Raw genomic sequence first — 20,653 nt, forward strand, 5'->3', positions numbered from 1 at the left:
TACGGACCATGGACCTGCTGCTCGCCCTGGTGGCCGGCATCGCCGTCTACGGGGCCATCCACGGCATCCGGATGTACCGCGCCGACGCCAAGCTCCCCGGCGACCTCGCCGTCGCCCTGGAGTCCGGCGCCACCCGCACGAGCGCGGTGGGCTCCGGCATCGACCGGCTCGGCATCCGCTGGGCCCCGCTGGTGCTGCGGATGATGGGCCCGAAGGCGGTCAACAAGAAGCGCCGCCAGATCGACCTGGCCGGAAACCCGGGCGGCCTCACCATCGACCGCTACGCGGCCCGCCGCGCCGTCTACGGCGCGCTCGGCCTCCTGGGCGCCTTCTCCATGCTCCTCCAGGGCCAGGTCTTCCTCGCCCTCCTCATGATCGCCTTCGGCCTGTTCTGGGTGGAGGCGGGCATCTGGTCGGCGGTCCGGGTCCGCCGCGAGCACATCGAACGCACCCTGCCGGACTTCCTCGACGTCCTCGCCGTCGTCGTCTCCGCCGGCCTCGGCTTCCGGCAGGCGCTGGACCGGGTGGCGGAGAAGTACGAGGGCCCGTGGTCCGACGAACTGCGCATCACCCTGCGCCAGATGGACATGGGCGTCAGCCGCCGCCAGGCCTTCGAGGAGCTGCGCAGGCGCAACGACTCGGAGCAGGTCGCCATGTTCGTCACCACGCTCCAGCAGGGCGAGGAGCTGGGCGCCCCGATCGTCGAGACGCTCATCCAGATCGCCAACGACATGCGCCGCACCGACGCCCAGAACGCCCGCCGCAAGGCGGCCAAGGCGGTCCCGAAGGCGACCTTCGCGGTGACGTCGTTCCTGCTGCCGGGCACGCTCGTCCTCCTCACGGTGGGTTTCGTGTACGGAGCGGATGTCGACTTCTCGTTCCTCACGGGCGGCTGACATGAACGGCATGAGGGGTGGGGACGACGAGTACGACGGGGCCCGCGGGGCCGCCGGGTCCTTACGGGGCCGTACGGGCAGCGCACCGGAGGTGACAGGCGCATGGCATACCAACTGAGCGGCGGGCGCCCCGGCCTGAAGGCGAACCTCGGCGCGGGCTTCGCAGCCGCCGGCCCCAGGGCCGCTGACGTGACGATCTCCGACGCGGGGACGACCCTCGCGCCCACCGACCTGGCCACGGATCTGGCGCGGGCGCACACGGACACCCCTGAGGCCCCGGCCTTCGCCATCCAGGTCAACGCGTTGCAGGCCATGTGCCGCCAGGTATTCGGCTTCCGACTGGCGATGATCGCGATAGCGACCCCGTACGCCATCGCCCGCACCGCCCCCGGCCTGCCCACCTGGTTCATCGGCGCGGCGATCCTGGTCACGTTCATGGGCTCGTACGTTCTGTTCCGCGACTGGGAACGGTTCGGCCCCGTCCTGCTGCGCCACCCCTGGCTGCTGGCCGTCGACGCGGCCTTCGGCTCGCTGCTGCTGATCACGGCGACGCCCGAGTCCACCCTCGCGTACGTCACCGTCTGCACCCCCCTGCTGGCGGGCCTGGTCCAGGGCTGGCGCGGTGCGGCGGTCTTCGCGGCGCTCCAGGTCGTGATCGTCTTCGGGGTGTACGCGAGTGTGCCGAAGCTGGAGGCGGGCGGCGCGACAGCGTTGCTCCTGCCCGGCTTCTGCGTGATCGCCGGGGCGGTAGGGGTCACTCTGCGCAACCTGCTCCTGCGGTTCGGGACGGCCACGCAGGCGCTCACCGAGACCCGGGCGCGGCTGGCGGTGAACGAGGCGGTGGAGGGCGAACGTACGCGTCTGGCACGGGAGATGCACGACTCGGTGGCGAAGACCCTGCACGGCCTGGCCCTGGCCGCCGACGGCCTGGCGTGCTCGGCCGACCGGATGGACCCGCCGACGGTCCGGCGCCACGCGGAGCTGGTGGCGAGGGCCGCGCGCCGGGCGGCGGCGGAGTCGAGGGAACTGCTCACGGACCTGCGACGGGAGCAGGGCCTGGAGGGCGGGGTGGACCTGATCGCCGAACTGGAGGCGCAGGCAGCGCACTTCACCGCTGGCCACCCCGTCGGGGCGAGGTTCCGCCGTCTCTCGGCGGACACCCCCGTCCCCCCGGTCCCGCAGGCGGTGGCGCGCCAGCTCCTGACGGTCGCCTCGGAGGCGCTGGAGAACGCGCACCGCCACGCGTCCCCCACCTACCTGGTCGTCCTCGCCGGGGTGAAGGGCGATGTCCTCCAGGTGAGCGTGTACGACGACGGCCGCGGCCTCCCCGCCGGAACCACGCTGGAGAGCCTGCGCAGGGCGGGCCACTTCGGCCTGGTCGGCATGGTGGAGCGGGCGGCGTCGATCGGGGCCCGGATCAGGATCGGCCGGGGGAGGGCGGAGCGGGGGACGGAGGTACGGGTGGAACTTCCGCTGGCGGCCCTGACGGGCGTACCTCCACCGGCCAGGGCGCCCGCCCGGCCCCTCCCCGACTGAACCCGCACACCCCTGCCCGCGTCCCCCACCTGCCCCGCACCCCTACATCCCACCCCCGCCCGGAGAGAGGAGGTCGCAACATGCCGGACGACCCCTTCGATTCACCCCGCCGCCCGCGCCCCGCGGCCGGACCCCCCGCCCTGCCCTCCGCACCCCCCGTGGCCACGCTCAGGGTGGTGGTGGCCGACGACAACCCCGTGGTGCGAGCGGGCCTGGGCGTGCTGCTCTCGGGCCGGGCGGACATCCAGGTCGTCGCGGAGGCGGCGGACGGCCGCGAGGCGTACGAGAAGACGCTGCACCACCGCCCGGACGTGGTCCTGTTGGACGTCCGGATGCCCGGGGTGGACGGCATCTCGGCGCTGCCGCACCTGGTGGGCATCGCCCCCGTACTGATGCTGACGTACAGCAGGGAGAGCGAGATCGTGCACGAGGCCCTGCGGCTGGGCGCGGGGGGCTACCTGGTGCACGGCGAGTTCACGGCGGACCAGCTCGTCCAGGCGGTACGGGACACGAGGAACGGCCGCGCCAACTTCACCGCCACGGCCGCCGACGCCCTGCTGGCCCACATGCGCCACGGCACGGCCCCGGACCGCGTCCCCCTGCCCGACGGCCTGGGCGCTGCCCTCGCCACCGCACCGGTGCCCGTTCACCACGCCCCCCGACCGGGCGAACCTTCGGAAAGCCTTTCGCGACTGCAACCTCCTGTGGGACAGTCTTCTGAGGCCGGGGGGTCGGTCTCTCCCCCCAACAGGCAGCAGTACGGGCTCAGTTCGAGGGAGGTGGAGGTCATGGACCTGATTGCGTCCGGAATGAGTAATCAGCAGATCGCCGCCACCTGCTTCATCAGCGAGAAGACCGTCAAGAACCACATCAACCGCATCTTCACCAAGCTCCACAGCACCACCCGCAGCGAGGCGATAGCCCGCTGGCTGGGCACGGCCCCCCGCGACCCCGGACGGCACCCATGACCGCCGGTACGCCGAACGAGCGCCCCCGGAAACCCCTTTGGGCCCGGGAATGGGCCCACGGGCCCTCTGACCGCACGCCACCCCCCCCTATGTTTCTCCCGTCGCCCCCGGCCCCGGCCAGGAGGAAGCCGGACCCGAGGCCGACACCGCAGAAGCGCCCGAGTCGGCCGGCAACCGGTCGGCCGAACCAGGAGGGGAACCCCATGTCGAACTTCACCCTGAAGGCCGCCGTCCGCGTCAACGGCTGGACCAGCACGGCCGTCAGCGCCATCCAGAAACGCTACGCGGCGAAGGACCGGGGGCAGACGGCGTTCGAGTACCTGGGCATCATTCTGGTGGTCGTGGCGATCATCGGGGCGATCGTGGCTACGGGGATCGGCGGGGCGATCTCCACACGCATCCAGGGCCTGGTGAACGCCATCACGGCCCAGTGATCTTCGCTCGCCCGCGCAAGGATTCAGGGCAGGCCTTCCCCATCTACGTGGTGATGGTGGCGGGCCTGCTCTTCCTTGCGTTCGCCTTCTTTGCCGTCGGCAAGGCGTCCGCTCTGCGCAACGGGTCCCAGGGAGCCGCGGACGCTGCCGCCCTGGCCGCCGCGCAAACCGCTCGCGACGACATCGAGACCAGGTTCCTCCGGGCCCTCCCGCTGGAGACGCTGGACCTGTTCCTGCAGAGGCCCTTCGAGAACTACCGGCCCTGTGCCGAGGCGAAGCGGCTGGCAGACGCCAACGGGAATGACGGGCGTTCCTGCGTGGCGGAGTACGGATACCCCCGCTACAAGATCACCGTGAACGTCGAGGGACGCCAGTCTGTCGACTCGCCGGTCCTTCCCGGCTCCGAGCGCACGGTCGCGAAGGCCACGGCGACTGCGCTTATCGAGTTCCGGTGCACATGGAAAGCCGAGGACCTCACCCAGGACGGCATCAAGGACCTGTACATCTTCACGTGCCGAAACGGCGCGGTGCTCGAGATCTCCACGAGTAGCCGCCCTGACTGGCCTCGTGTGAGTAAGGATCTCTTCGATGTGCGGTTGGTCGACCAGTGACATCGAACGACGAGTAGGGGAATCGGACCATGAGTTTTCGGCGTGCCACAGGAAAGAGAAGGTTCGCGCTGGCCTTCGCCGCCGTAGTCGCCTTCGCTCTCGCCCTGACCGGATGCGGTGACGACGGCGGCGGGGCGGCGCCCCGGAGCGAGAGCTCGGCCGAGCCGTCCGCATCGGCCAGTTCGCCGCCGTCCGAGGGCAAGGGCGAACCGCCGATGGACACCGCTGCGGCGGAGAACGTGGACCCGAACACCAGACTGGCCGAGGCGCGAGGTCTGGACGGGCTCACGCTGGTGGTCAATCAGGTCAAGCGTGACTCCGGCGGCTTCGTGACCGTGCACGGCGTGATCAAGAACGAGGGAACCCAGTCGGCGAATACGACAGCCTGGGCCGGATCCGAGACGGCGCTACTTGCGGCGAACCCCAACTCTGTCGCCGGAGCCACGCTGGTCGACAAGGTGGGGAAGAAGCGCTACTACATTCTGCGGGACACCGAGAACCGCTGCCTGTGCACGACAGGTATCCCGCCCCTCATGGCCGGAAAGAGCACATCGGTCTTCATGCAATTCCCGGCCCCGCCCGCCACGACGACCGAGGTCGATTTCACGCTCCCGACCTTCGCGACGACTTCCCTCAAGATCTCCGGGTGACGGCCGACATGATTCCCCTGCGTACCCGGATGAAGCCGGTGGCTCTCTCCGTCGTTTCGTGTGCGGTCGTCGCCAGCGTCACGCTGCTCGGAACCATGCCCGCCCTGGCTGATGACGGCCCCAGCGTTCCACCGGGCACCGAAGCGCATTCGGTCCCCCCTGTGGAGGTCGACGCAAACGACCCGGACCTGAGGATGCCCGACGGCGGCACGCTGGGACCCGCCAAGGTCCTCGACATCGTCCAGGTCGTAGAAGACCTCGGCGGCGAGGAGCGGCGCGAGGACAGCAACGCCGACATCAAGTTCGCGCTCCAGGCGGAGGTCCTCTTCGGCAAGGACAGCGCGAAGCTGAGTTCGGCGGCCCACGCCCGTATCGCGGCCATCGCCGAAGAGATCAAGAAGCAGAACACGACCAAGGTCCGCATCTTCGGCTTCACCGACAACCTCGGTTCCTCCGCCCACGGCGACGTTCTCTCCAAGCAGCGCGCCGACGCCGTGCACGGCGTCCTGTCGAAGCAGCTCGGCCCCACGATCACGTACGAGATCCGGGGCTACGGCGAGCAGTACCCGATCGCCAGCAACGCCGACGAGGAGGGCCGGAAGAAGAACCGCCGCGTGGAGGTGTCCTTCCCGCGAGGCGAGGGCTCCTGACCTGTTCCGCTCCGTGGACGGCCGGGGGTCCGCACCTTGACGTGTTCACGGTGCGGGCCCCTCACCGTCACAGCAGGTGAGCCGCCTGGCCGGCCTTGATATCGCGGATCGTCTGTTGGAATGCCTCCCGGTATCCGTGAGGCATGACTGTTCTTCGCCCTGCCGGACGGTGCAACTGTTCTTCCGACGGCCTCATCAGGTGGTGCGGCAGGCCGGTGGCGCGGAGGGTCTACGCGGCTGCTATCCGTACGGCGTGGGCCTGCCGTTCCGGGATGTCACCGCGGCCGTGCGGCAGTGAAGAGCCCCAGGGTTCCTGGCCTGTGCGTGCGACCAGACACGAACGGGTGCGGTCTTGCGTTGAGCGGGATCCTGCTGGGCGGGACCCGCGCAGCGCGGCGATCGCGCGTACCCTGCTCGCCGCCGGCGCTGCGCGCTCATGAGCCCCCTGACATGCCTGATCAGCCGAACGCGCGTTGTGTCGACTTCCGTCCAGGCGCCGAGAGTGGTGCCCGGCAGGGAGGAGTGTGTCTCCGTGCGCGAGCGGGACGACGCGCTGCGTCAGTCGCCTGGTGCCCCGGGGGTGTCGCGTCCGGCGTGCTGGCACCCCGACTGGGCACTTCCGCCGCACCGGGGGTGCGAAGACGCGGGCCGCGCCCCCGTGCTGTCCCGCGTCCATCCCCGGGCCCCGGCCGGCGGATCGATGCTCAGCCGCGGCCTCCGTCGAGGACGTACTGTCGCAGGTTCGCGGGGGTGAGGCCCGCCTCGTCGACGGCGTCGAGCACGCGGGTCAGATCAGCCTTCAGGTTCTTGGTGAAGTGCAGCAGGAGGATGTCGCCCGCCCGCAGTTCAGGCATGGGTGGCGTCCACGAGCCCCAGCTGGTCAGGTCGCCGTGGGTCCAGGTGACGAGGGCCTCGGCTCCGCAGGCGCGGGCAGCGGTCAGGGTCTCGTCGCTGTAGTAGGGCCACTGGTAATCCGCTCCGCCCGAGGGCCGCAGCAGTCGCGGCCCGTCGCCGAACGCAGCCAGCTGCCGATCCCGGGCACCGCAGATCTCGGCACGCTGGGACGCCCCGTCCAGGGTTGTCAGATCAGGGTGGTTGAGAGTGTGGTTCTCGATCCGAGAGGGGCCGTGGTCGAGGAACGTCCGGAAGTAGTCGGTGCGCTGCGCGTAGGCGCCCGGGAGGAGGAACAGCGATGCCGGGACCCGACGGTCGAGGAGGAGTTGCCGGGCCTCGATGAGCGCGGGGAGGTCTTCCTCCTCGAACCAGCCGTCGTCGATGGTGATGAAGACGACGGGGTCCTCGGTCTCCACCTTGGTGACGACGGGGACGGGTTTCGGCCAGGCCTGGGCGGGCCCGGCCTGTGCGGTTCCCCCCAGGCCGACGAGCATCAGAAGGGGCACAAGGGCGGCGAGCGCTACTCGGGATCTTCGCATGGGCCGAATCATTGGTCCAGACCAAGTGGAGTGTCAATGACGTGTGTTGAGGGGAATTTCCGCTCTCGAAGCGGACTTCGGCGGTCCGCCGGTCGACCGTCAGTCCAGGTGCCGGTGCGCGCGTCGGCGTGGGCGATCACCGCAACGCACACGGGACCACGCCCGCGTCGGTACCGCCCGCTCGTCACCCTCACTCTGGACGACGGCTCGCTCCACACCCGCAACAGCGGCGACGGCAACGCCGCTCACTTCTCCCACGGGTGGGTCTCTTCGGAGGCCGCCGAGGTCACCGTCGACACCTCGGACGGCCGCCAGGTCACGGCCACGACGACGAACGGCTACCTCAGCCGCTGGTGGGGGCTCGAACGGGCTTGCATCACCCCTACTTCACCGTGATCGACCCCACGAACGCGTCCAGCTCCTTCTCGCTCACCGCGCCCTTCACCGCGTTCAGACGCACCACGAAAGGCACACCGCCCGAGTCCACGCCCGCGACCAGCACGCCCGTCATCGGGGTGCCCCGGTTCGGGGTGTCCTCCTTGCCGTCCGCCGTGAAGCCGTAGTCGATGCGGCAGGCGTCCCGCGCCTTCTCCGGGCCCGCCAGGCGGACGTCCTTCGTCGCCTTGCGGGTGGAGCCAAGGCCGATGCCGGCGCCCGCCGCGGCTGCCGCCCCGCCCGCGTCGCTCACGCCCGTGGCGAAGTCCAGCTGGACGGAGACCATGCCCGTGCGGATGCCGTTCTCGACCTTCAGCGCGACCGCCGCGTTGTTCGGGCTCCGCTCGCCCGCAGGCTGCTCCGCGTACCCCTCCTCCTTCGGGTAGCCGACGCTCAGACTGCTGGTGTCCAGCGTGGACCAGCCCTCGGGGACCGAGGCCTCGCCCCCGGTGTCGCTGCCGCAGCCGGACAGCGGGAGGAGGAGTGTGAGCCCCAGGGCGGCCGCGGCGGCCGCCCTGTGCATCCGCCGGGTTCTCGTCATTGCCATCGCCTCTCCGTCGTGCCGGTCGGCCGGGTCCGTCATGCGAGGGGCAGCGGGCTCAGTTCGCACAGTAGCTGTACGGAAGATACGTGCGACCGTCCCCGCGTGGCGCCCCGAGGAACCGCGCGTCCGTCAGCGTCTGGCTCTTCTGCTCCTGGGAGAGCGAGAAGCCCAGGCTCATGCCGAGCGAGATCTCGAAGGCGAAGTCCTGCGCGTCCGCCTCCCCTAGGTAGCGCATCGTGCTGGAGCGGCCCTCCTCGAACATCAGGTGCTCGAAGGGGTCGCTGCCCGTCGGCCTGGTCTCCATGCCCCGGTTCGCGAAGAGGTACTCGAACGGGGCCGTGTTGTTGCCGGAGCCGCCCAACCACTCCTCTGTCACCGCCCGTTGGGCCTCCGTCGTCGCGTCCGTCTCCTTGCCGAAGACGAGCGAGTCCGTCACCACCTGGACGCCGGTCCTGCCCGACCCCTCCGACACGCTGCCCTTGCCGCCGCGCTTGCCCGCGCCCGACTCCCCGTTGTCTCCGCCGACTTCGACCTTTCCGGACGTCGAGACGTCCTCCACCGTCTGCGTCATGTCGATACGGACGAGCTTCCCGGTCTTCTGGTCGCGGGTGACGGCGATGGCACCGGTACGGCTCTGCTCGGCGCCCACCGTGCCCTTGAGGGGGCCCGCGTTTCCGCTGAGCCTGCCCTCCAGTTCGAGCTTTGCGGTGTAGGTGTACGACTCGTTGCCGTTCACGTCGTCCCTGGCGACCGTCACCTCGGGTGAGAACCTGGCCTTGCCGCCCAGCTTCGCGCCGAGCTCGTCCTCGTCGCCGCCCTTGACCGAAAGTCCGCCGTCCGCATAGGCGTTGAGGCCGACCGTCGAGTACGAGATCTTCCTGTCACCGATCTTCCGCTCGATGTCCTGCTTCTTCTCGGCCCACTTCATACCCGAGTACCAGTTGCCCCCGTAGCCGCCGCCGTGCTTCGTGGCCATCTCCCACATCTTCATCTCCGCGATGTCGTCCCGCATCTTCCGGGCCTCCTCCTCGCTCGCGAAGATCCAGGTGTCACCGTTCGTGATCTTGATGCCGCCGCCGATGTCGACATCCGCCTTGCCCAGGCTCCCGAGCTTCACGCCCGGGGTGCTCGCCGTGACCCCGGCGGAGGCCGCGTCGGTGAACGTCATGGTGACGACCAGGTCGTTCCCGTCGACCTTCCCGTCCCCGTTGACGTCCGCGTTGGCCTGGGAGACCTTCTGCTGGAACCCGTACTCCTCGCCCCACTCGAACCAGCCGATCTTCACCTTCCCGCCCGCCGTGTCGGAGACGGACGAGATCTGGCACGTCTTCGGCTCGTAGTCCGCGTCCGTCCTCGGTCGCGCCTCGGCGTCCCCGCCGCCCGCCGTACACGAACCACCGCCCCCGCCCCCGGCCAGGGAGCTGACCGCGCAGCGGATCCGGTCCCCGATCTGCCCGCCGACCCCCGCCATCGCCATCGCGCCGATCAGCGTCACGACGAGGACCACCACGCCCAGGTACTCCGTCGCGGTGGCGCCGCCGTCCCGCCAGTCGTACGAGTACGACGGCGGGGGCGCCGGCCGGGTGGCGCGTTCCTCCAGCAGCCGGTCGACGAGCACCCCCGAAGCCGCGCCCGTGGCCATCGACACCACCGGCATCAGGACGCCCTCGATCCCCACCGCCTCCCACGACACCGCGAAGCCGTACGCCAGACCACTCAGCGGCACGGTGAGCGCGGCGAGCAGAGAGAGGGCGCGGGATTGCCGGTGCTCGTCGGGGAGCAGTCGGGCGGCGGCCAGGACGGTGAGCAGGGTGACGACGAGGGCGGGGACGTGCAGCAGGGCCAGCCGCCAGCCGAACGTCTCCAACCTCTCCCCGGAGCCCAGCGGTTCGAGCAGGACCCGACTCATCAGGAACCCGGCGGCGACATAGACCAGCGCGCCCGCGGCCCAACTCCGGGTCAGCGCGAGGAAACGGCCGCCCGCTTGACTGCCTGCCGAGGCGCCGGAGCCCCCCGCGCCCCGGCGTCCCGACGGTATGTGGCCCGCGCCCCCTCCGTCCCCCCAGCCGCCCGCGCCTCCGCCACCGCCACCGCCCACGCCCACGGTGCGCCCTCCCGTCCCGAACCCCGACTGCGCCTGTGCCCTCCGCGGCCGTGAGCGTACGGGGGGAGTGCGGCCGCGGCACGGGTCCCCGGCCCCAAAGCCGGTCCCAAACCCGGCCCCGACGTCGGGCCCAAGTGCGTTGAGCCAGGAGGCCGTTGTGCCGGTGCCGTGTGTCATTTCGGTCCTGGTTCGGCCTGGCTTCGGGCCCGGCCGACCCCGGGCCGAACCAACCCCGGGCCGAACCGAACCTGATGCGGTGGGCAGTCGGTCGGTGCGCCGGTTTGACTGCGAAGCTCCCTTCGCCCCGCTCTTTGGGTCGCCGGTGGGCCCGTGGGCCCACGCCCGTGCCCGGTGCGGCTCGGTACGCTCGGCCGTGACGGCGGCCGCCCGCTCTTGTGTTTGCGTGAGCGAATGAATAGGCTCGGGTCGTGACGGGGGGTGGAATGTCGATGAGTGCCGGGTTCTTCTACTCGTACCATCTGGGCTGGGCCCGGCTGGATGCCGCGACACTCCTGGGTGACCTGGAGTCGGAGGGTATTCGTCCAGTGCATCCCGTGACCGGGCGCGCCGTGCTCGTCAGTCTGGACGCCCCCTCGTGCGGGGCCCGTTCGCCGGTGACGCGGGAGCAACTTCTCTCTATTTCCGGTCTGCAAAGACTTCAGGAGGTCGGCTTCCGGCTGTGGGTGGACGACGGCCCCGATCTGCTGGTGCGGATACGGCGTGCGCGCGGCGGTGTCGTCGCCGTCGAGTTCTCCGTGGGGGAGCTGCCGCCGGTGGAGCGGGAACGGACGGTGAGTGCCATCCGGCGGACTGTCGGCCGGGCGTCCGTGCTCTGCATCGGCTTCGTCGTCGACCGGAGCGGCGCGACGGGCGGCACTGACTGGGACGGCGTCGTCATCGAGGGCTCCGCGCACCTCGACTCCTGGCCGGACGCCCTCGCCGTGCGGGAGGAGATCGCCGCCGGACACCCGCAGCTGACGGTGGTGGACGCCGTCACCATCCCGCCGTGGAAGGTGTTCGGGCGTGCTGTTCCCAGCCTGTGAACAGAGCCGGGGCGAGGGAGGGAAGAGGGGGAGGGAAGAGGGGGAGGGGCGGGCGGGGAGGCGGTGCAGCGGTCGGGAATGTCCGGAGCGGACGACATAATCGGCCGTATGTCCGATCACCACCTCCGCACCCGGACGCCCGGCGCCCCCGCCCCGGCCCCGGCGGCCCCGCGCGGCCCCGGCCCCCGCACGGCCGCCGCCTGGCGGGCCGCCGCGCCCGCGCTCGCGGTCTACGCCGCCGTCCGGGCCCTGGGCCTCCTGGTCCTCTGGGTGGCCGCCCAGGCCTCCGGCAAGGATCCCGTGGTGCGGCTCAGCGGGCGCTGGGACTCCGTCTGGTACCAGCGCATCGCCGAGAACGGATACGGCCACACCGTCACCCTCCCCGACGGGGCCCTCCACTCCGACCTGGCCTTCTTCCCCCTTCTCCCCGCCCTGGAGCGCGGCATCTCCGAGGTGACCCCGCTCACCCTCGGCGGTGCCGGACTCCTCGTGGCCTGGACGGCCGGGCTGCTCGCCGCGTGGGGCATCTTCGCCGTGGGGGCGCATCTGCACGGACGGCGTACGGGGGTGGTGCTGGCCGCACTCTGGGGCGTGTACCCGACGGCGTTCGTCCAGTCGATGGCGTACACGGAGACGCTCTTCACCGCCCTGGCCGCCTGGGCGCTGTACGCCGTTCTCCAGGGCCGCTGGCCGGTGGCGGGGGCGCTGTGCGTCCTCGCCGGGCTCACCCGGCCCTCGGCCGCCGCCCTCATCGCGGCCCTGGTGATCACGGCCGCCGCCGCCCTCGTACGGGAGTTCCGCGCCGGTGGCCGTACCGGTCCGCTGCTCCGCCGCAACGCCCGGATGCTCGCCGGGGTGGCGCTCGCGCCGCTGGGCTGGCTGGCGTACGTGGTGTTCGTCGCCGTGCGCGAAGGAAGCCCGTTCGCGTATTTCGACGTCCAGGCGCAGTGGGGCAACCACATCGACGGCGGACGCGCGCTCGCCGCCTTCATCGCCGGGCTGCCGCTGCCCGCCGCCCTGGGGCTCTGCGCGGCGCTCGGGCTGCTCGGGTGGCTGGTGGTGCTCTGCGTACGGCAACGGCTGCCGCTGCCCGTCCTCGTCTACACCGTCGCGATCGTCGTCATCTCGCTGATCGGCGCCGGCTACTTCGGCTCCCGGCCCCGTCTGATGATGCCCGCCTTCCCGCTCCTCCTGCCCCCGGCCGCCGCCCTGGCCCGGCTGGGGGGCGGGCGGGGCGCGCCGGGCGGGGTGCGTGCGGAGCAGGGCGGCGTGACCGGGGCGGGCGCGGATCGCGAGGCGCCTCCGCCGAGGGACGCCCTCGTGCGGCCCCGGGCGCTCACGGCCCCTGCGCAGCCCTCGGCCCTCACCGCTCCCGCCGTCACCGTCCTCGCCGTGCTCGCCTGCGCGTCGGCCGCTTTCGGGGCCTGGACCCTGCTCGGCGCGGGGCCGCCCTAAGGGCCGCCCCGTCTTCCCCGGCGGGCGCACGACGGGGGCTACGGCACCTCGCGGCGTTGTCGGAACGCCCGGGTGCATCCCGTACGCGCGGATGTCCCGCCGCCTCGCGACGCGCCGCGTCTGACGCCGTGCGCTGTTCCACCAGGGAGGACGGACAGCCCTTGGGCCGCCGCGCATTCGGCCGCCGCGCATTCGGCTGCCGGCGGACCGGCTGCCGGCGGACCGGCCTCCGATGGTGGCGCGCCGATGACCAGCACGTTGGTTACCGGCCCCAGGACATGGCGGACTCGTCCCGCCCCCAGGACGTCCCCGCCGCCCGCAGCCTCAGCCGGACCCCCGGCCGTACTCCCCACCGTTCCATCGCCCCCGCCTCCGCCTCCACCACATGGCGGGCCCGCAGGCGGGGGAGGCCCAGGCGGCCGGGCTTCATCGTGCGGACCGCCAGCACGGTGAACTGCCGGTCCAGGTACGCCACATCGATCGCGAACCGCATCCGGAAGGTGTGCACACTCCCGCACGGGGTGATCAGCAGTGCCCCGTCGATCCCGTCCCGCCCGAGCAGCCCCCGGGCCCTGGCCCGGTACGAGGCCGCTATCCGCAGCGGTACCCGCCGGGCCTCCTGGCCCCCGTCGACCGTGAGCGTCCCTTCGCCGTCCCGCCATCTCCGCGTTCTCATGGCCCCAGACCGTAGCGCCCGGCGTCCGCGCCCGGGTCAGGAACGGACGGGAAGAGACGGGAACGGACGGGACCGGCCGGGAAGAGACGGGAACGGTCAGGGACGGGTCCGGGGGGCTCCCGAACCCGTCCCGAACGCGGGGCCGGAGTGGGTCCCAGGGCCCAAGCCCCGTGCCCTCGCCGCCGATTAGGGTCGTCCCGTGGACCTCGCGCTGCTCGCCGTCGCCGCCGTCTGGGGCGGAGCCACCGGATGGCTGATCCCGCGTGCCGCCTACCGGTTCGCTGTCGAGCCCGAGGAGACCTGGCGTACCGCCTGCCCCGCCGGGCACGCGCTCACCGGACCGTTCGGCGGCTGGCTCGGCCCGGCCCGCTGCGCCCCCTGCGGCTCTCGCGCGCGGGCACCCGTACCGTACGACGGCGAGGGTGCCGGGCCCGCCCCGTACGGAGGCGACGGCGCTGTTCCGCGGACCCCCGGTCCCCCCGTCCCGTACGCCCCCGGCACCCTCGCCCCCCTCGTCACCGTCGTCGCCTGCCTCGCGCTCGCCGCCGCCACGGGGGTCCGGCCCGAGCTGGCCGGGTGGCTGTTGCTGGCGCCCGTCGCGGTCCTCCTCGCCGCCGTCGACCGCCGCGTCCACCGGCTGCCCGACCTCCTCACCCTGCCCCTCGCCGCCGCGGCCGTCCTGCTGCTCGGCGGGGCCGCCCTGCTCCCCGGACACGCCGGGTCCTGGACCTCCGGGCTGCTCGGGGGAGCGGCCCTCGGTGGCTTCTACCTCCTGCTCTTCCTCATCAATCCGAACGGCATGGGCTTCGGCGATGTGAAGCTGGCCCTCGCCCTGGGCGTCGCCCTCGGCTGGTACGGCTGGGCGGTGCTGTTCCTGGGCGGGTTCGCCGGGTTCCTCTTCGGTGCGGCGTACGGACTCGGTCTCGTCCTGCTGCGCCGGGCGGGGCGCAAGACCGGCATCCCGTTCGGTCCGTTCATGATCGCGGGCGCACTGGTCGGCGTGCTCCTCGGCGGTGCGGCGGCCTGAGCCGCTCATCCCGGGCGCGTACGGTCCCGGGGACGTACGAGGACTCCACCCGGCGGCACACAGGCGACCTCATCCCTACCGCGTTCGGCCCCGGGGCGTAGCGGTCCGTCCCCCGGTCGCTCCGTGCGCCTCCGGGGGCGTGCGGGGGCGTGCGGGGGCTGCTCCCTCCGGCTGACTCCGTACTGAGGCCGACAAGGGCGAGGCCCCGCCCGGCGGGGGGCCCTCTGCCCCGGGCTCCGGAATCCGGTCGCGCCCTCCGCCCAGGCCTGACACGATCCCCGTATGTCCGCACAGCCTCCTCCGCCCTTCGCCTCCCCGGAATCCTCGGCCTCCCGCGACCGCTTCGAGGCTCTCGTCGCCGAGGCCGACGCCGCCTCCGTGGACGGCTGGGACTTCTCCTGGCTGGACGGGCGGGCCACCGAGCAGCGCCCCTCCTGGGGGTATGCCCGCGCCATGGCCGACCGGCTCGCCGGGGCCCGGGCCGCGCTCGACATCCAGACCGGGGGCGGCGAAGTGCTGGCCGCCGCACCGGTCCTTCCGCCGCTCACCGTGGCCACCGAGTCCTGGCCGCCGAACATCGCCCGCGCCACCGCCCGGCTCCACCCCCTCGGTGCCGTCGTCGTGGCGGACGCGGACGAGCCGCCGCTGCCCTTCGGGGACGCGGCCTTCGACCTGGTGGTGAGCCGGCATCCGGTGACCACCTGGTGGGAGGAGATCGCCCGGGTGCTCGCCCCCGGCGGCACGTACTTCTCCCAGCAGGTCGGCCCGGCCAGCGTCTTCGAACTCGTCGAGCACTTCCTCGGCCCGCAGCCGCCCGAGGTGCGCCGCGCCCGCGACCCCGAGGACGCCCGCGCCGCCGCCGAGGCCGCCGGGCTGGACGTCGTCGACCTGCGGGCCGAGCGGCTGCGCACCGAGTTCTTCGACATCGGCGCGGTCGTCTACTTCCTCCGCAAGGTGATCTGGATGGTGCCCGGGTTCACGGTCGAGCGGTACCGGCCCCAGCTGGCCTCCCTGCACCGGAGGATCGAGGAGGAGGGGCCGTTCCTCGCCCACACCACGCGCTTCCTGATCGAGGCCCGCAAGCCCCGGTGACGTATCAAGATGCGTCACGAGGCACGGTCGGAGGAGGAAGGTCGGGCGGAAAAGGGGTCAACCCGCTTACCACGGACGCCAGTTCAACACCGTCCCGCAGGCAACGCGATCGGGCGCGCCACCGTCCTACTCGGTGGGAGCGGCAGGCGCAGCGAGGCAGAGGGGGAGCGGCATGACGGTGGAGAGCGGCGAGTGCGGGCCGGCCGGGCGCGCCCGCGGCGGCAACTCCGACTGGCTCACGGGCTCCCGGATCACCGCCGTGCACGGGGTCTTCTACCGGCCCGAGGGGCGCGCGGGTGAGCCGGAGGCCGTGGAGTTCGTGATCGCGGGGGACCAGTCCGTCCTGCTGACCTGCACCTCCGACTGGACGTTACGCATCACCCCCGGCACCTGGCCACTGCTGCCCGACTGGTGCGTACCGGCGAGCCAGTGGCAGCACGCCCCGCTGACCCAGCTGCCGCCGGTGCCGTACGAGGGGGCCTGGACGGTCGTCGGCACGCTGGAGCGCAGGGACGGCAACGGCGAGGTCCACGAGGCGGTCATCCGGTGCGAGGAGGGCGACTTCGTGGTCACGGCGGGCGACACGGTGGCGGTCCGCTTCCACCGCCGCCACTGAGCCGAGCCGGCACGCGATCCGCCGCCCGGACGGCGCTGGTGCCGGACGCCCGCCACCACCCCCGTCCACCGGCAGCGCCGGGTGGTTCCCCGCCTGCCGGTCGGGCCGGGCGTCCGCTCGCGCGCCCGGCCCCGGACCTGTCCACGCAAGCGAGCGGCGGCAGACCTCGGCGTCAAGGCCGCGCCCCGGGGCACCCCCTCGATACCGGGGACGAATCCGGCCCCGTGAGCGCCGGTCGCAGGGCGCTGTCCCGGGCCGTTGCGGAGTCCCGTGAACCCGGAGAGTAGTTGTGGCGCGGCGCGGCACCCCGCAGGACTTACGAAGGGTTATGGTGGAAACCCCCCCTCGGGCCGGTCCGTATCCCCCCCCACGGACCGGCCCGTTTTCTTGGGGCCGGTACGGGCCGCCCCGCCGAGGTCTCCCGGCCCGGCCAGGCGGCGCACTGACCCGCCGTCAGCGTTCTGCGGGCGAGGGTGCTCCGTCGGCGTCCGCCATCGCCGACGCCCCGTCAGTGATCCGTCGTCAGTGATCCGCCGTCCGTGCCCTGCTCTCGGCCCCCAGCCCCCGGTGCCCCGCAGTCGGCGAAGCCTCGTCAGCCCCGCCCGGCCCAGATGTTGGTGCCCTCGGTGTCCACGGCGAAGGTGTCGATCTCCTTCAGCTCCTCGGCCGTCAGCGCGGGCCCGGCCAGCGCCGCCACGTTCTCCTCCAGCTGCTGCACACTCGACGCGCCGATCAGCGCCGACGTCATCCGGCTGTCACGCAGCACCCACGCGATGGCCATCTGGGCGAGCGACTGGCCGCGGCCCCGGGCGATGTCGTTCAGGCCGCGCAGTCGGCGCAGGACCTCGTCCGAGAGCAGCCCGGGGTCGAGCGACTTGCCCTGAGTGGCGCGCGAGCCCTCCGGGATGCCCTGCAGGTACTTGTCGGTGAGCAGGCCCTGGGCGAGCGGCACGAAGGAGATGCAGCCCATGCCGGCCGCCTCCAGCGTGTCGAGCAGGCCGTCGTCCTCGATCCAGCGGTTGATCATCGAGTAGGACGGCTGGTGGATCAGGGCCGGGACACCCATCTCCCGCAGCAGCCCGGCCGCCTCGGCCGTCTGCTCCGCGTTGTACGAGGAGACGCCCACGTACAGCGCCTTGCCCTGCCGGACGGCGGAGGCCAGGGCGCCCATCGTCTCCTCCAGCGGGGTGTGCGGGTCGAAGCGGTGCGAGTAGAAGATGTCGACGTACTCCACGCCCATCCGCTTCAGCGAGGCGTCGAGCGAGGACAGCAGGTACTTGCGGGAGCCCCACTCGCCGTACGGGCCGGGATGCATCAGATAGCCGGCCTTGGTCGAAATGACCAGTTCGTCACGGTATCGGGCGAAGTCCTGGGCGAACAGCCTGCCGAAGTTCAGCTCGGCCGAGCCGGGCGGCGGGCCGTAGTTGTTCGCCAGATCGAAGTGCGTGACCCCGAGATCGAAGGCGCGGCGCAGGATCGCCCGCTGGGAGTCCAGCGTCCGGTCGTCGCCGAAGTTGTGCCACAGGCCCAGCGAGAGCGCGGGCAGCTTGAGGCCGCTGCGTCCGCTGCGGCGGTACTCCATCGCGTCGTAGCGCGTGCCGGCGGCGCGGTAGAAGAGGTCGGGGGAGAGGTATTCAGTCACTTTCCCTCCTTATCACGGAGTTGTGACAGACCGGGTTGGGCCCCCGTGACCCGGTCGCAGTAATGTGGCGGCTTCGGGGAACGCAGATGTGCGGCGCGGCTCACGCCCGCGCGGGTCCGTGCGGACCGTGCGGTGCTCCCCGCGGGGGTGGGCCCCCGACCCCCGGCGACGGGGAGGGCGGGCCCCGGGCCCGTACGGAACCGAGAGGGTGAACTCAGTGAACTTCCGCGACCTGGTGTACAGGCTCTACGCGCGCCGGGTGGAAGGCCGCCTGGACCACGACCAGGTGCCGAAGCACATCGGGGTCATCCTCGACGGCAACCGGCGGTGGGCCAAGGCTTCGGGGGGCTCGGCCGTGCAGGGCCACCAGGCTGGCGCGGACAAGATCTCCGAGCTGCTCGGCTGGTGCAGCGAGACCGATGTCGAAGTCGTCACCCTCTGGATGCTCTCCACGGACAACTTCGACCGGCCCGAGCACGAGCTGAAGCCGCTCCTGCGCATCATCGAGAACACCGTACGCAACCTCGCCGCCGACGGCCGCTGGCGCGTCCACCACGTCGGCACGCTCGACCTGCTGCCCGCCGAGACCCAGCTCGTGCTCAAGGAGGCCGAGCAGTCGACCTCCCACGTCGACGGGATAATCGTCAATGTCGCCGTCGGCTACGGCGGCCGTCAGGAGATCGCGGACGCCGTGCGCTCGCTGCTCATGGAGCACGCGGAGCGGGGGACCACCTTCGAGGAGCTGGCGGAGATCGTCTCCACCGACCTGATCTCCGAGCACCTCTACACCCGCGGTCAGCCCGACCCCGACCTGGTGATCCGGACCAGCGGTGAGCAGCGGCTGTCGGGCTTCATGCTCTGGCAGAGCGCCCACTCCGAGTACTACTTCTGCGAGGTCTTCTGGCCGGCCTTCCGCAAGGTCGACTTCCTCCGGGCGCTGCGCGACTACTCCGCCCGGCACCGCCGCTACGGCGCCTGAATCCGGCCCTCCCCTTCTCCGTGCACGTCGGCTCCCCTCTACAGGCCTCACCGGGCCTCCACAGGGGGGCCGACACGTATATACGGGGGTCACCGCGCGTCCACCGGGACTTCTCCACACCGTGTCATATGCAGCGGCATGGCTCCGGGCCGAACAGGGAATACCCCTGACAGGTCGACATCCGGTCACCAGCCGGGCGGATGTCGCATCCAAGTGAGCGGCACCCAGTCCGCTCGCCCGGGAGGCCCTTTGCACACGAAGGACCGTAGACGCAGTCAGCCTGCGGCCGACGCGGAGGCCGTGGTCCGGCCCGCGCACAGGGGCCCGATCCCGGTCCGTCCTCTCCTTTCGGGGAGCTCCGCGGCCGTCCGTCGCGCTTCCCGACCTCGTCCGAGGGGGTACGTCCTTCCGTGGTGACCAGTAGCAAGCGCCGCATGCCCGACAGGCGCACATACGTTCTCGACACCAGCGTCCTGCTGGCCGATCCCGGAGCCATGGCCCGCTTCGACGAGCACGAAGTCGTGCTGCCGATCGTGGTGGTCACGGAGCTGGAGGCCAAACGGCACCATCCGGAGCTGGGGTACTTCGCCCGCCAGGCCCTGCGTCTGCTGGACGACTTCCGCATCCGGTACGGCCGGCTGGACGCCCCCATCCCCCTCGGGGATCTGGGCGGGACGCTCCGCGTCGAACTCAACCACTCCGACCCCGGGGTCCTGCCCGCCGGCTACCGGCTGGGGGACAACGACTCGCGGATCCTCGCGGTCGCCCGCAACCTCCAGGCGGAGGGGTACGACGTCACGGTCGTCTCCAAGGACCTGCCCCTGCGGATCAAGGCATCCTCGGTCGGCCTCCTCGCCGAGGAGTACCGCGCCGAGCTGGCCATCACCGACTCCGGCTGGACCGGAATGGCCGACCTGTCCCTCTCCGGGGAACAGGTCGACCTGCTCTTCACCGAGGAGACGCTGTACGTCCCCGAGGCCGCCGAACTGCCCGTCCACACCGGGCTCGTCCTCCAGTCCGAGCGCGGCAAGGCGCTCGGCCGGGTGACGGCCGAGGGGCATGTGCGGCTGGTGCGCGGCGACCGGGAGGCCTTCGGGATCCACGGCCGCAGCGCCGAGCAGCGGATCGCCCTCGACCTGCTGCTCGACCCGGACGTCGGCATCGTCTCGCTGGGCGGCCGGGCCGGCACCGGGAAGTCGGCGCTCGCCCTCTGTGCCGGTCTGGAGGCGGTGCTGGAGCGCCGGCAGCACAAGAAGGTGATGGTCTTCCGTCCGCTGTACGCGGTGGGCGGCCAGGAACTGGGCTATCTCCCCGGCAGCGAGGCCGAGAAGATGAGCCCCTGGGCGCAGGCGGTCTTCGACACGCTCTCGGCGGTCGCCGGGCGCGAGGTCATCGAGGAGGTGCTCGGGCGCGGGATGCTGGAGGTCCTGCCGCTCACCCACATCCGGGGCCGCTCGCTCCACGACGCCTTCGTGATCGTCGACGAGGCGCAGTCGCTCGAACGGAATGTCCTGCTGACCGTGTTGTCCCGGATCGGGGCGGATTCGCGCGTGGTGCTCACGCACGACGTGGCCCAGCGGGACAACCTCCGGGTCGGCCGTTACGACGGAGTCGTCGCCGTGGTCGAGAAGCTGAAGGGCCATCCGCTCTTCGCGCATGTGACGCTCACGCGTTCGGAGCGTTCGCGGATCGCCGCACTGGTGACCGAAATGCTGGAGGAAGTGCACATCTGACCCGCATGTCCCGTTCCTGCCGCCCGGCGAGCCAAAGAGCTTAGCCGGGCGGCACCGTGTTGCGCCGTCATTTGCACCGAACCAATGGTCCGAACGAGGTGTGACCTTTCCCACGCAACACAGAATTGC

Annotated in this window: 20 protein-coding genes; 15 read left to right on the forward strand and 5 right to left on the reverse strand. The window is 71.8% G+C overall.

The features are described 5' to 3' along the window. Window positions 1-8 precede the first annotated feature (8 nt). The 7 genes from AC0682_RS14385 to AC0682_RS14415 all read left to right on the forward strand — a co-directional run bounded on the left by AC0682_RS14385 (window position 9) and on the right by AC0682_RS14415 (window position 5,745). The gene (locus tag AC0682_RS14385; protein ID WP_478533073.1) at window positions 9-896 is read left to right on the forward strand and encodes a DUF5936 domain-containing protein; all 888 of its coding nucleotides are present in this window, start codon (window positions 9-11) and stop codon (window positions 894-896) included. 102 nt (window positions 897-998) lie between these two features. Further along, window positions 999-2,432, forward strand: coding sequence for a sensor histidine kinase (locus AC0682_RS14390; RefSeq protein WP_478533075.1), 1,434 nt, complete (start codon window positions 999-1,001; stop codon window positions 2,430-2,432). An 80-nt stretch (window positions 2,433-2,512) separates the two neighbouring features. Continuing rightward, window positions 2,513-3,400 (forward strand): response regulator, encoded by an 888-nt coding sequence (locus AC0682_RS14395; protein WP_478533077.1) that lies wholly within the window; start codon window positions 2,513-2,515, stop codon window positions 3,398-3,400. Between the two features lie 203 nt (window positions 3,401-3,603). Further along, window positions 3,604-3,834: a hypothetical protein gene (locus AC0682_RS14400; protein WP_478533078.1), complete on the forward strand. Its 231-nt coding sequence runs from the start codon at window positions 3,604-3,606 to the stop codon at window positions 3,832-3,834. Then, window positions 3,834-4,445, forward strand: a complete 612-nt coding sequence (locus AC0682_RS14405) for a pilus assembly protein TadG-related protein (protein ID WP_478533201.1) — start codon at window positions 3,834-3,836, stop codon at window positions 4,443-4,445. The genes AC0682_RS14400 and AC0682_RS14405 overlap by 1 nt, the downstream gene beginning before the upstream one ends. Before the next feature lie 29 nt (window positions 4,446-4,474). Beyond that, the gene (locus AC0682_RS14410) at window positions 4,475-5,095 is read left to right on the forward strand and encodes a hypothetical protein (RefSeq protein ID WP_478533079.1); all 621 of its coding nucleotides are present in this window, start codon (window positions 4,475-4,477) and stop codon (window positions 5,093-5,095) included. A 29-nt stretch (window positions 5,096-5,124) separates the two neighbouring features. After that, on the forward strand, window positions 5,125-5,745 hold the full coding sequence (locus AC0682_RS14415; RefSeq protein ID WP_478533203.1) for an OmpA family protein: 621 nt from the start codon (window positions 5,125-5,127) through the stop codon (window positions 5,743-5,745). Window positions 5,746-6,449: 704 nt separating this feature from the next. On the opposite strand, the gene AC0682_RS14420 is transcribed toward AC0682_RS14415, so the two are convergent. Further along, on the reverse strand, window positions 6,450-7,178 hold the full coding sequence (locus AC0682_RS14420) for a polysaccharide deacetylase family protein (protein ID WP_478533081.1): 729 nt from the start codon (window positions 7,176-7,178) through the stop codon (window positions 6,450-6,452). Between the two features lie 108 nt (window positions 7,179-7,286). Between AC0682_RS14420 and AC0682_RS14425 the strand changes: the two genes are divergently transcribed. Then, window positions 7,287-7,574 carry a hypothetical protein gene (locus tag AC0682_RS14425; RefSeq protein ID WP_478533083.1) on the forward strand — a complete coding sequence of 96 codons (288 nt, stop codon included), beginning with the start codon at window positions 7,287-7,289 and terminating at the stop codon, window positions 7,572-7,574. Here AC0682_RS14425 and AC0682_RS14430 read toward each other — a convergent pair. Next, window positions 7,561-8,154 carry a hypothetical protein gene (locus AC0682_RS14430; RefSeq protein ID WP_478533204.1) on the reverse strand — a complete coding sequence of 198 codons (594 nt, stop codon included), beginning with the start codon at window positions 8,152-8,154 and terminating at the stop codon, window positions 7,561-7,563. The two genes, AC0682_RS14425 and AC0682_RS14430, sit on opposite strands and share 14 nt — an antisense overlap. 58 nt (window positions 8,155-8,212) lie before the next feature. Next, window positions 8,213-10,255, reverse strand: a complete 2,043-nt coding sequence (locus AC0682_RS14435; RefSeq protein WP_478533205.1) for a hypothetical protein — start codon at window positions 10,253-10,255, stop codon at window positions 8,213-8,215. Window positions 10,256-10,710: 455 nt separating this feature from the next. Between AC0682_RS14435 and AC0682_RS14440 the strand changes: the two genes are divergently transcribed. Both AC0682_RS14440 and AC0682_RS14445 read left to right on the forward strand, forming a co-directional pair. Then, window positions 10,711-11,304: a hypothetical protein gene (locus tag AC0682_RS14440; RefSeq protein ID WP_478533206.1), complete on the forward strand. Its 594-nt coding sequence runs from the start codon at window positions 10,711-10,713 to the stop codon at window positions 11,302-11,304. A gap of 108 nt (window positions 11,305-11,412) precedes the next feature. Then, a complete protein-coding gene (locus AC0682_RS14445) occupies window positions 11,413-12,759 on the forward strand; it encodes a hypothetical protein (protein ID WP_478533084.1) in 1,347 nt (448 codons plus the stop codon). Window positions 12,760-13,021: 262 nt separating this feature from the next. On the opposite strand, the gene AC0682_RS14450 is transcribed toward AC0682_RS14445, so the two are convergent. After that, a complete protein-coding gene (locus tag AC0682_RS14450) occupies window positions 13,022-13,435 on the reverse strand; it encodes a DUF192 domain-containing protein (protein ID WP_478533085.1) in 414 nt (137 codons plus the stop codon). Between the two features lie 199 nt (window positions 13,436-13,634). Between AC0682_RS14450 and AC0682_RS14455 the strand changes: the two genes are divergently transcribed. From AC0682_RS14455 to AC0682_RS14465, 3 genes are all read left to right on the forward strand, one after another. After that, complete coding sequence (locus AC0682_RS14455) at window positions 13,635-14,462, forward strand: prepilin peptidase (protein ID WP_478533087.1); 828 nt, start codon at window positions 13,635-13,637, stop codon at window positions 14,460-14,462. A gap of 282 nt (window positions 14,463-14,744) precedes the next feature. Continuing rightward, window positions 14,745-15,554 carry a class I SAM-dependent methyltransferase gene (locus AC0682_RS14460; RefSeq protein WP_478533089.1) on the forward strand — a complete coding sequence of 270 codons (810 nt, stop codon included), beginning with the start codon at window positions 14,745-14,747 and terminating at the stop codon, window positions 15,552-15,554. Between the two features lie 172 nt (window positions 15,555-15,726). Next, entirely contained in the window at window positions 15,727-16,170 is a 444-nt protein-coding gene (locus tag AC0682_RS14465) for a hypothetical protein (RefSeq protein WP_478533090.1), read from the forward strand. Window positions 16,171-16,762: 592 nt separating this feature from the next. On the opposite strand, the gene mgrA is transcribed toward AC0682_RS14465, so the two are convergent. Continuing rightward, window positions 16,763-17,812, reverse strand: coding sequence for an L-glyceraldehyde 3-phosphate reductase (gene mgrA / locus AC0682_RS14470; RefSeq protein WP_478533091.1), 1,050 nt, complete (start codon window positions 17,810-17,812; stop codon window positions 16,763-16,765). 217 nt (window positions 17,813-18,029) lie between these two features. Here mgrA and AC0682_RS14475 point away from each other — a divergent pair, with 217 nt between their 5' ends. Together AC0682_RS14475 and AC0682_RS14480 are read left to right on the forward strand one after the other, a co-directional pair. Beyond that, window positions 18,030-18,791, forward strand: coding sequence for an isoprenyl transferase (locus AC0682_RS14475; RefSeq protein ID WP_254813196.1), 762 nt, complete (start codon window positions 18,030-18,032; stop codon window positions 18,789-18,791). A gap of 410 nt (window positions 18,792-19,201) precedes the next feature. Continuing rightward, window positions 19,202-20,524 (forward strand): PhoH family protein, encoded by a 1,323-nt coding sequence (locus AC0682_RS14480; RefSeq protein ID WP_254811803.1) that lies wholly within the window; start codon window positions 19,202-19,204, stop codon window positions 20,522-20,524. Window positions 20,525-20,653 lie beyond the last annotated feature (129 nt).

It is taken from the genome of Streptomyces sp. NPDC043746 (genome assembly GCF_056436485.1).

What these genes read in the sequence shown, in the direction of transcription:
- AC0682_RS14385 (WP_478533073.1), top strand. Translation starts at nt 9, where the DNA reads ATGGACCTGCTGCTCGCCCTGGTGGCCGGCATCGCCGTCTACGGGGCC.
- AC0682_RS14390 (WP_478533075.1), top strand. Translation starts at nt 999, where the DNA reads ATGGCATACCAACTGAGCGGCGGGCGCCCCGGCCTGAAGGCGAACCTC.
- AC0682_RS14395 (WP_478533077.1), top strand. Translation starts at nt 2,513, where the DNA reads ATGCCGGACGACCCCTTCGATTCACCCCGCCGCCCGCGCCCCGCGGCC.
- AC0682_RS14400 (WP_478533078.1), top strand. Translation starts at nt 3,604, where the DNA reads ATGTCGAACTTCACCCTGAAGGCCGCCGTCCGCGTCAACGGCTGGACC.
- AC0682_RS14410 (WP_478533079.1), top strand. Translation starts at nt 4,475, where the DNA reads ATGAGTTTTCGGCGTGCCACAGGAAAGAGAAGGTTCGCGCTGGCCTTC.
- AC0682_RS14415 (WP_478533203.1), top strand. Translation starts at nt 5,125, where the DNA reads ATGAAGCCGGTGGCTCTCTCCGTCGTTTCGTGTGCGGTCGTCGCCAGC.
- AC0682_RS14420 (WP_478533081.1), bottom strand. Translation starts at nt 7,178, where the DNA reads ATGCGAAGATCCCGAGTAGCGCTCGCCGCCCTTGTGCCCCTTCTGATG.
- AC0682_RS14430 (WP_478533204.1), bottom strand. Translation starts at nt 8,154, where the DNA reads ATGACGAGAACCCGGCGGATGCACAGGGCGGCCGCCGCGGCCGCCCTG.
- AC0682_RS14440 (WP_478533206.1), top strand. Translation starts at nt 10,711, where the DNA reads ATGAGTGCCGGGTTCTTCTACTCGTACCATCTGGGCTGGGCCCGGCTG.
- AC0682_RS14445 (WP_478533084.1), top strand. Translation starts at nt 11,413, where the DNA reads ATGTCCGATCACCACCTCCGCACCCGGACGCCCGGCGCCCCCGCCCCG.
- AC0682_RS14450 (WP_478533085.1), bottom strand. Translation starts at nt 13,435, where the DNA reads ATGAGAACGCGGAGATGGCGGGACGGCGAAGGGACGCTCACGGTCGAC.
- AC0682_RS14460 (WP_478533089.1), top strand. Translation starts at nt 14,745, where the DNA reads ATGTCCGCACAGCCTCCTCCGCCCTTCGCCTCCCCGGAATCCTCGGCC.
- AC0682_RS14465 (WP_478533090.1), top strand. Translation starts at nt 15,727, where the DNA reads ATGACGGTGGAGAGCGGCGAGTGCGGGCCGGCCGGGCGCGCCCGCGGC.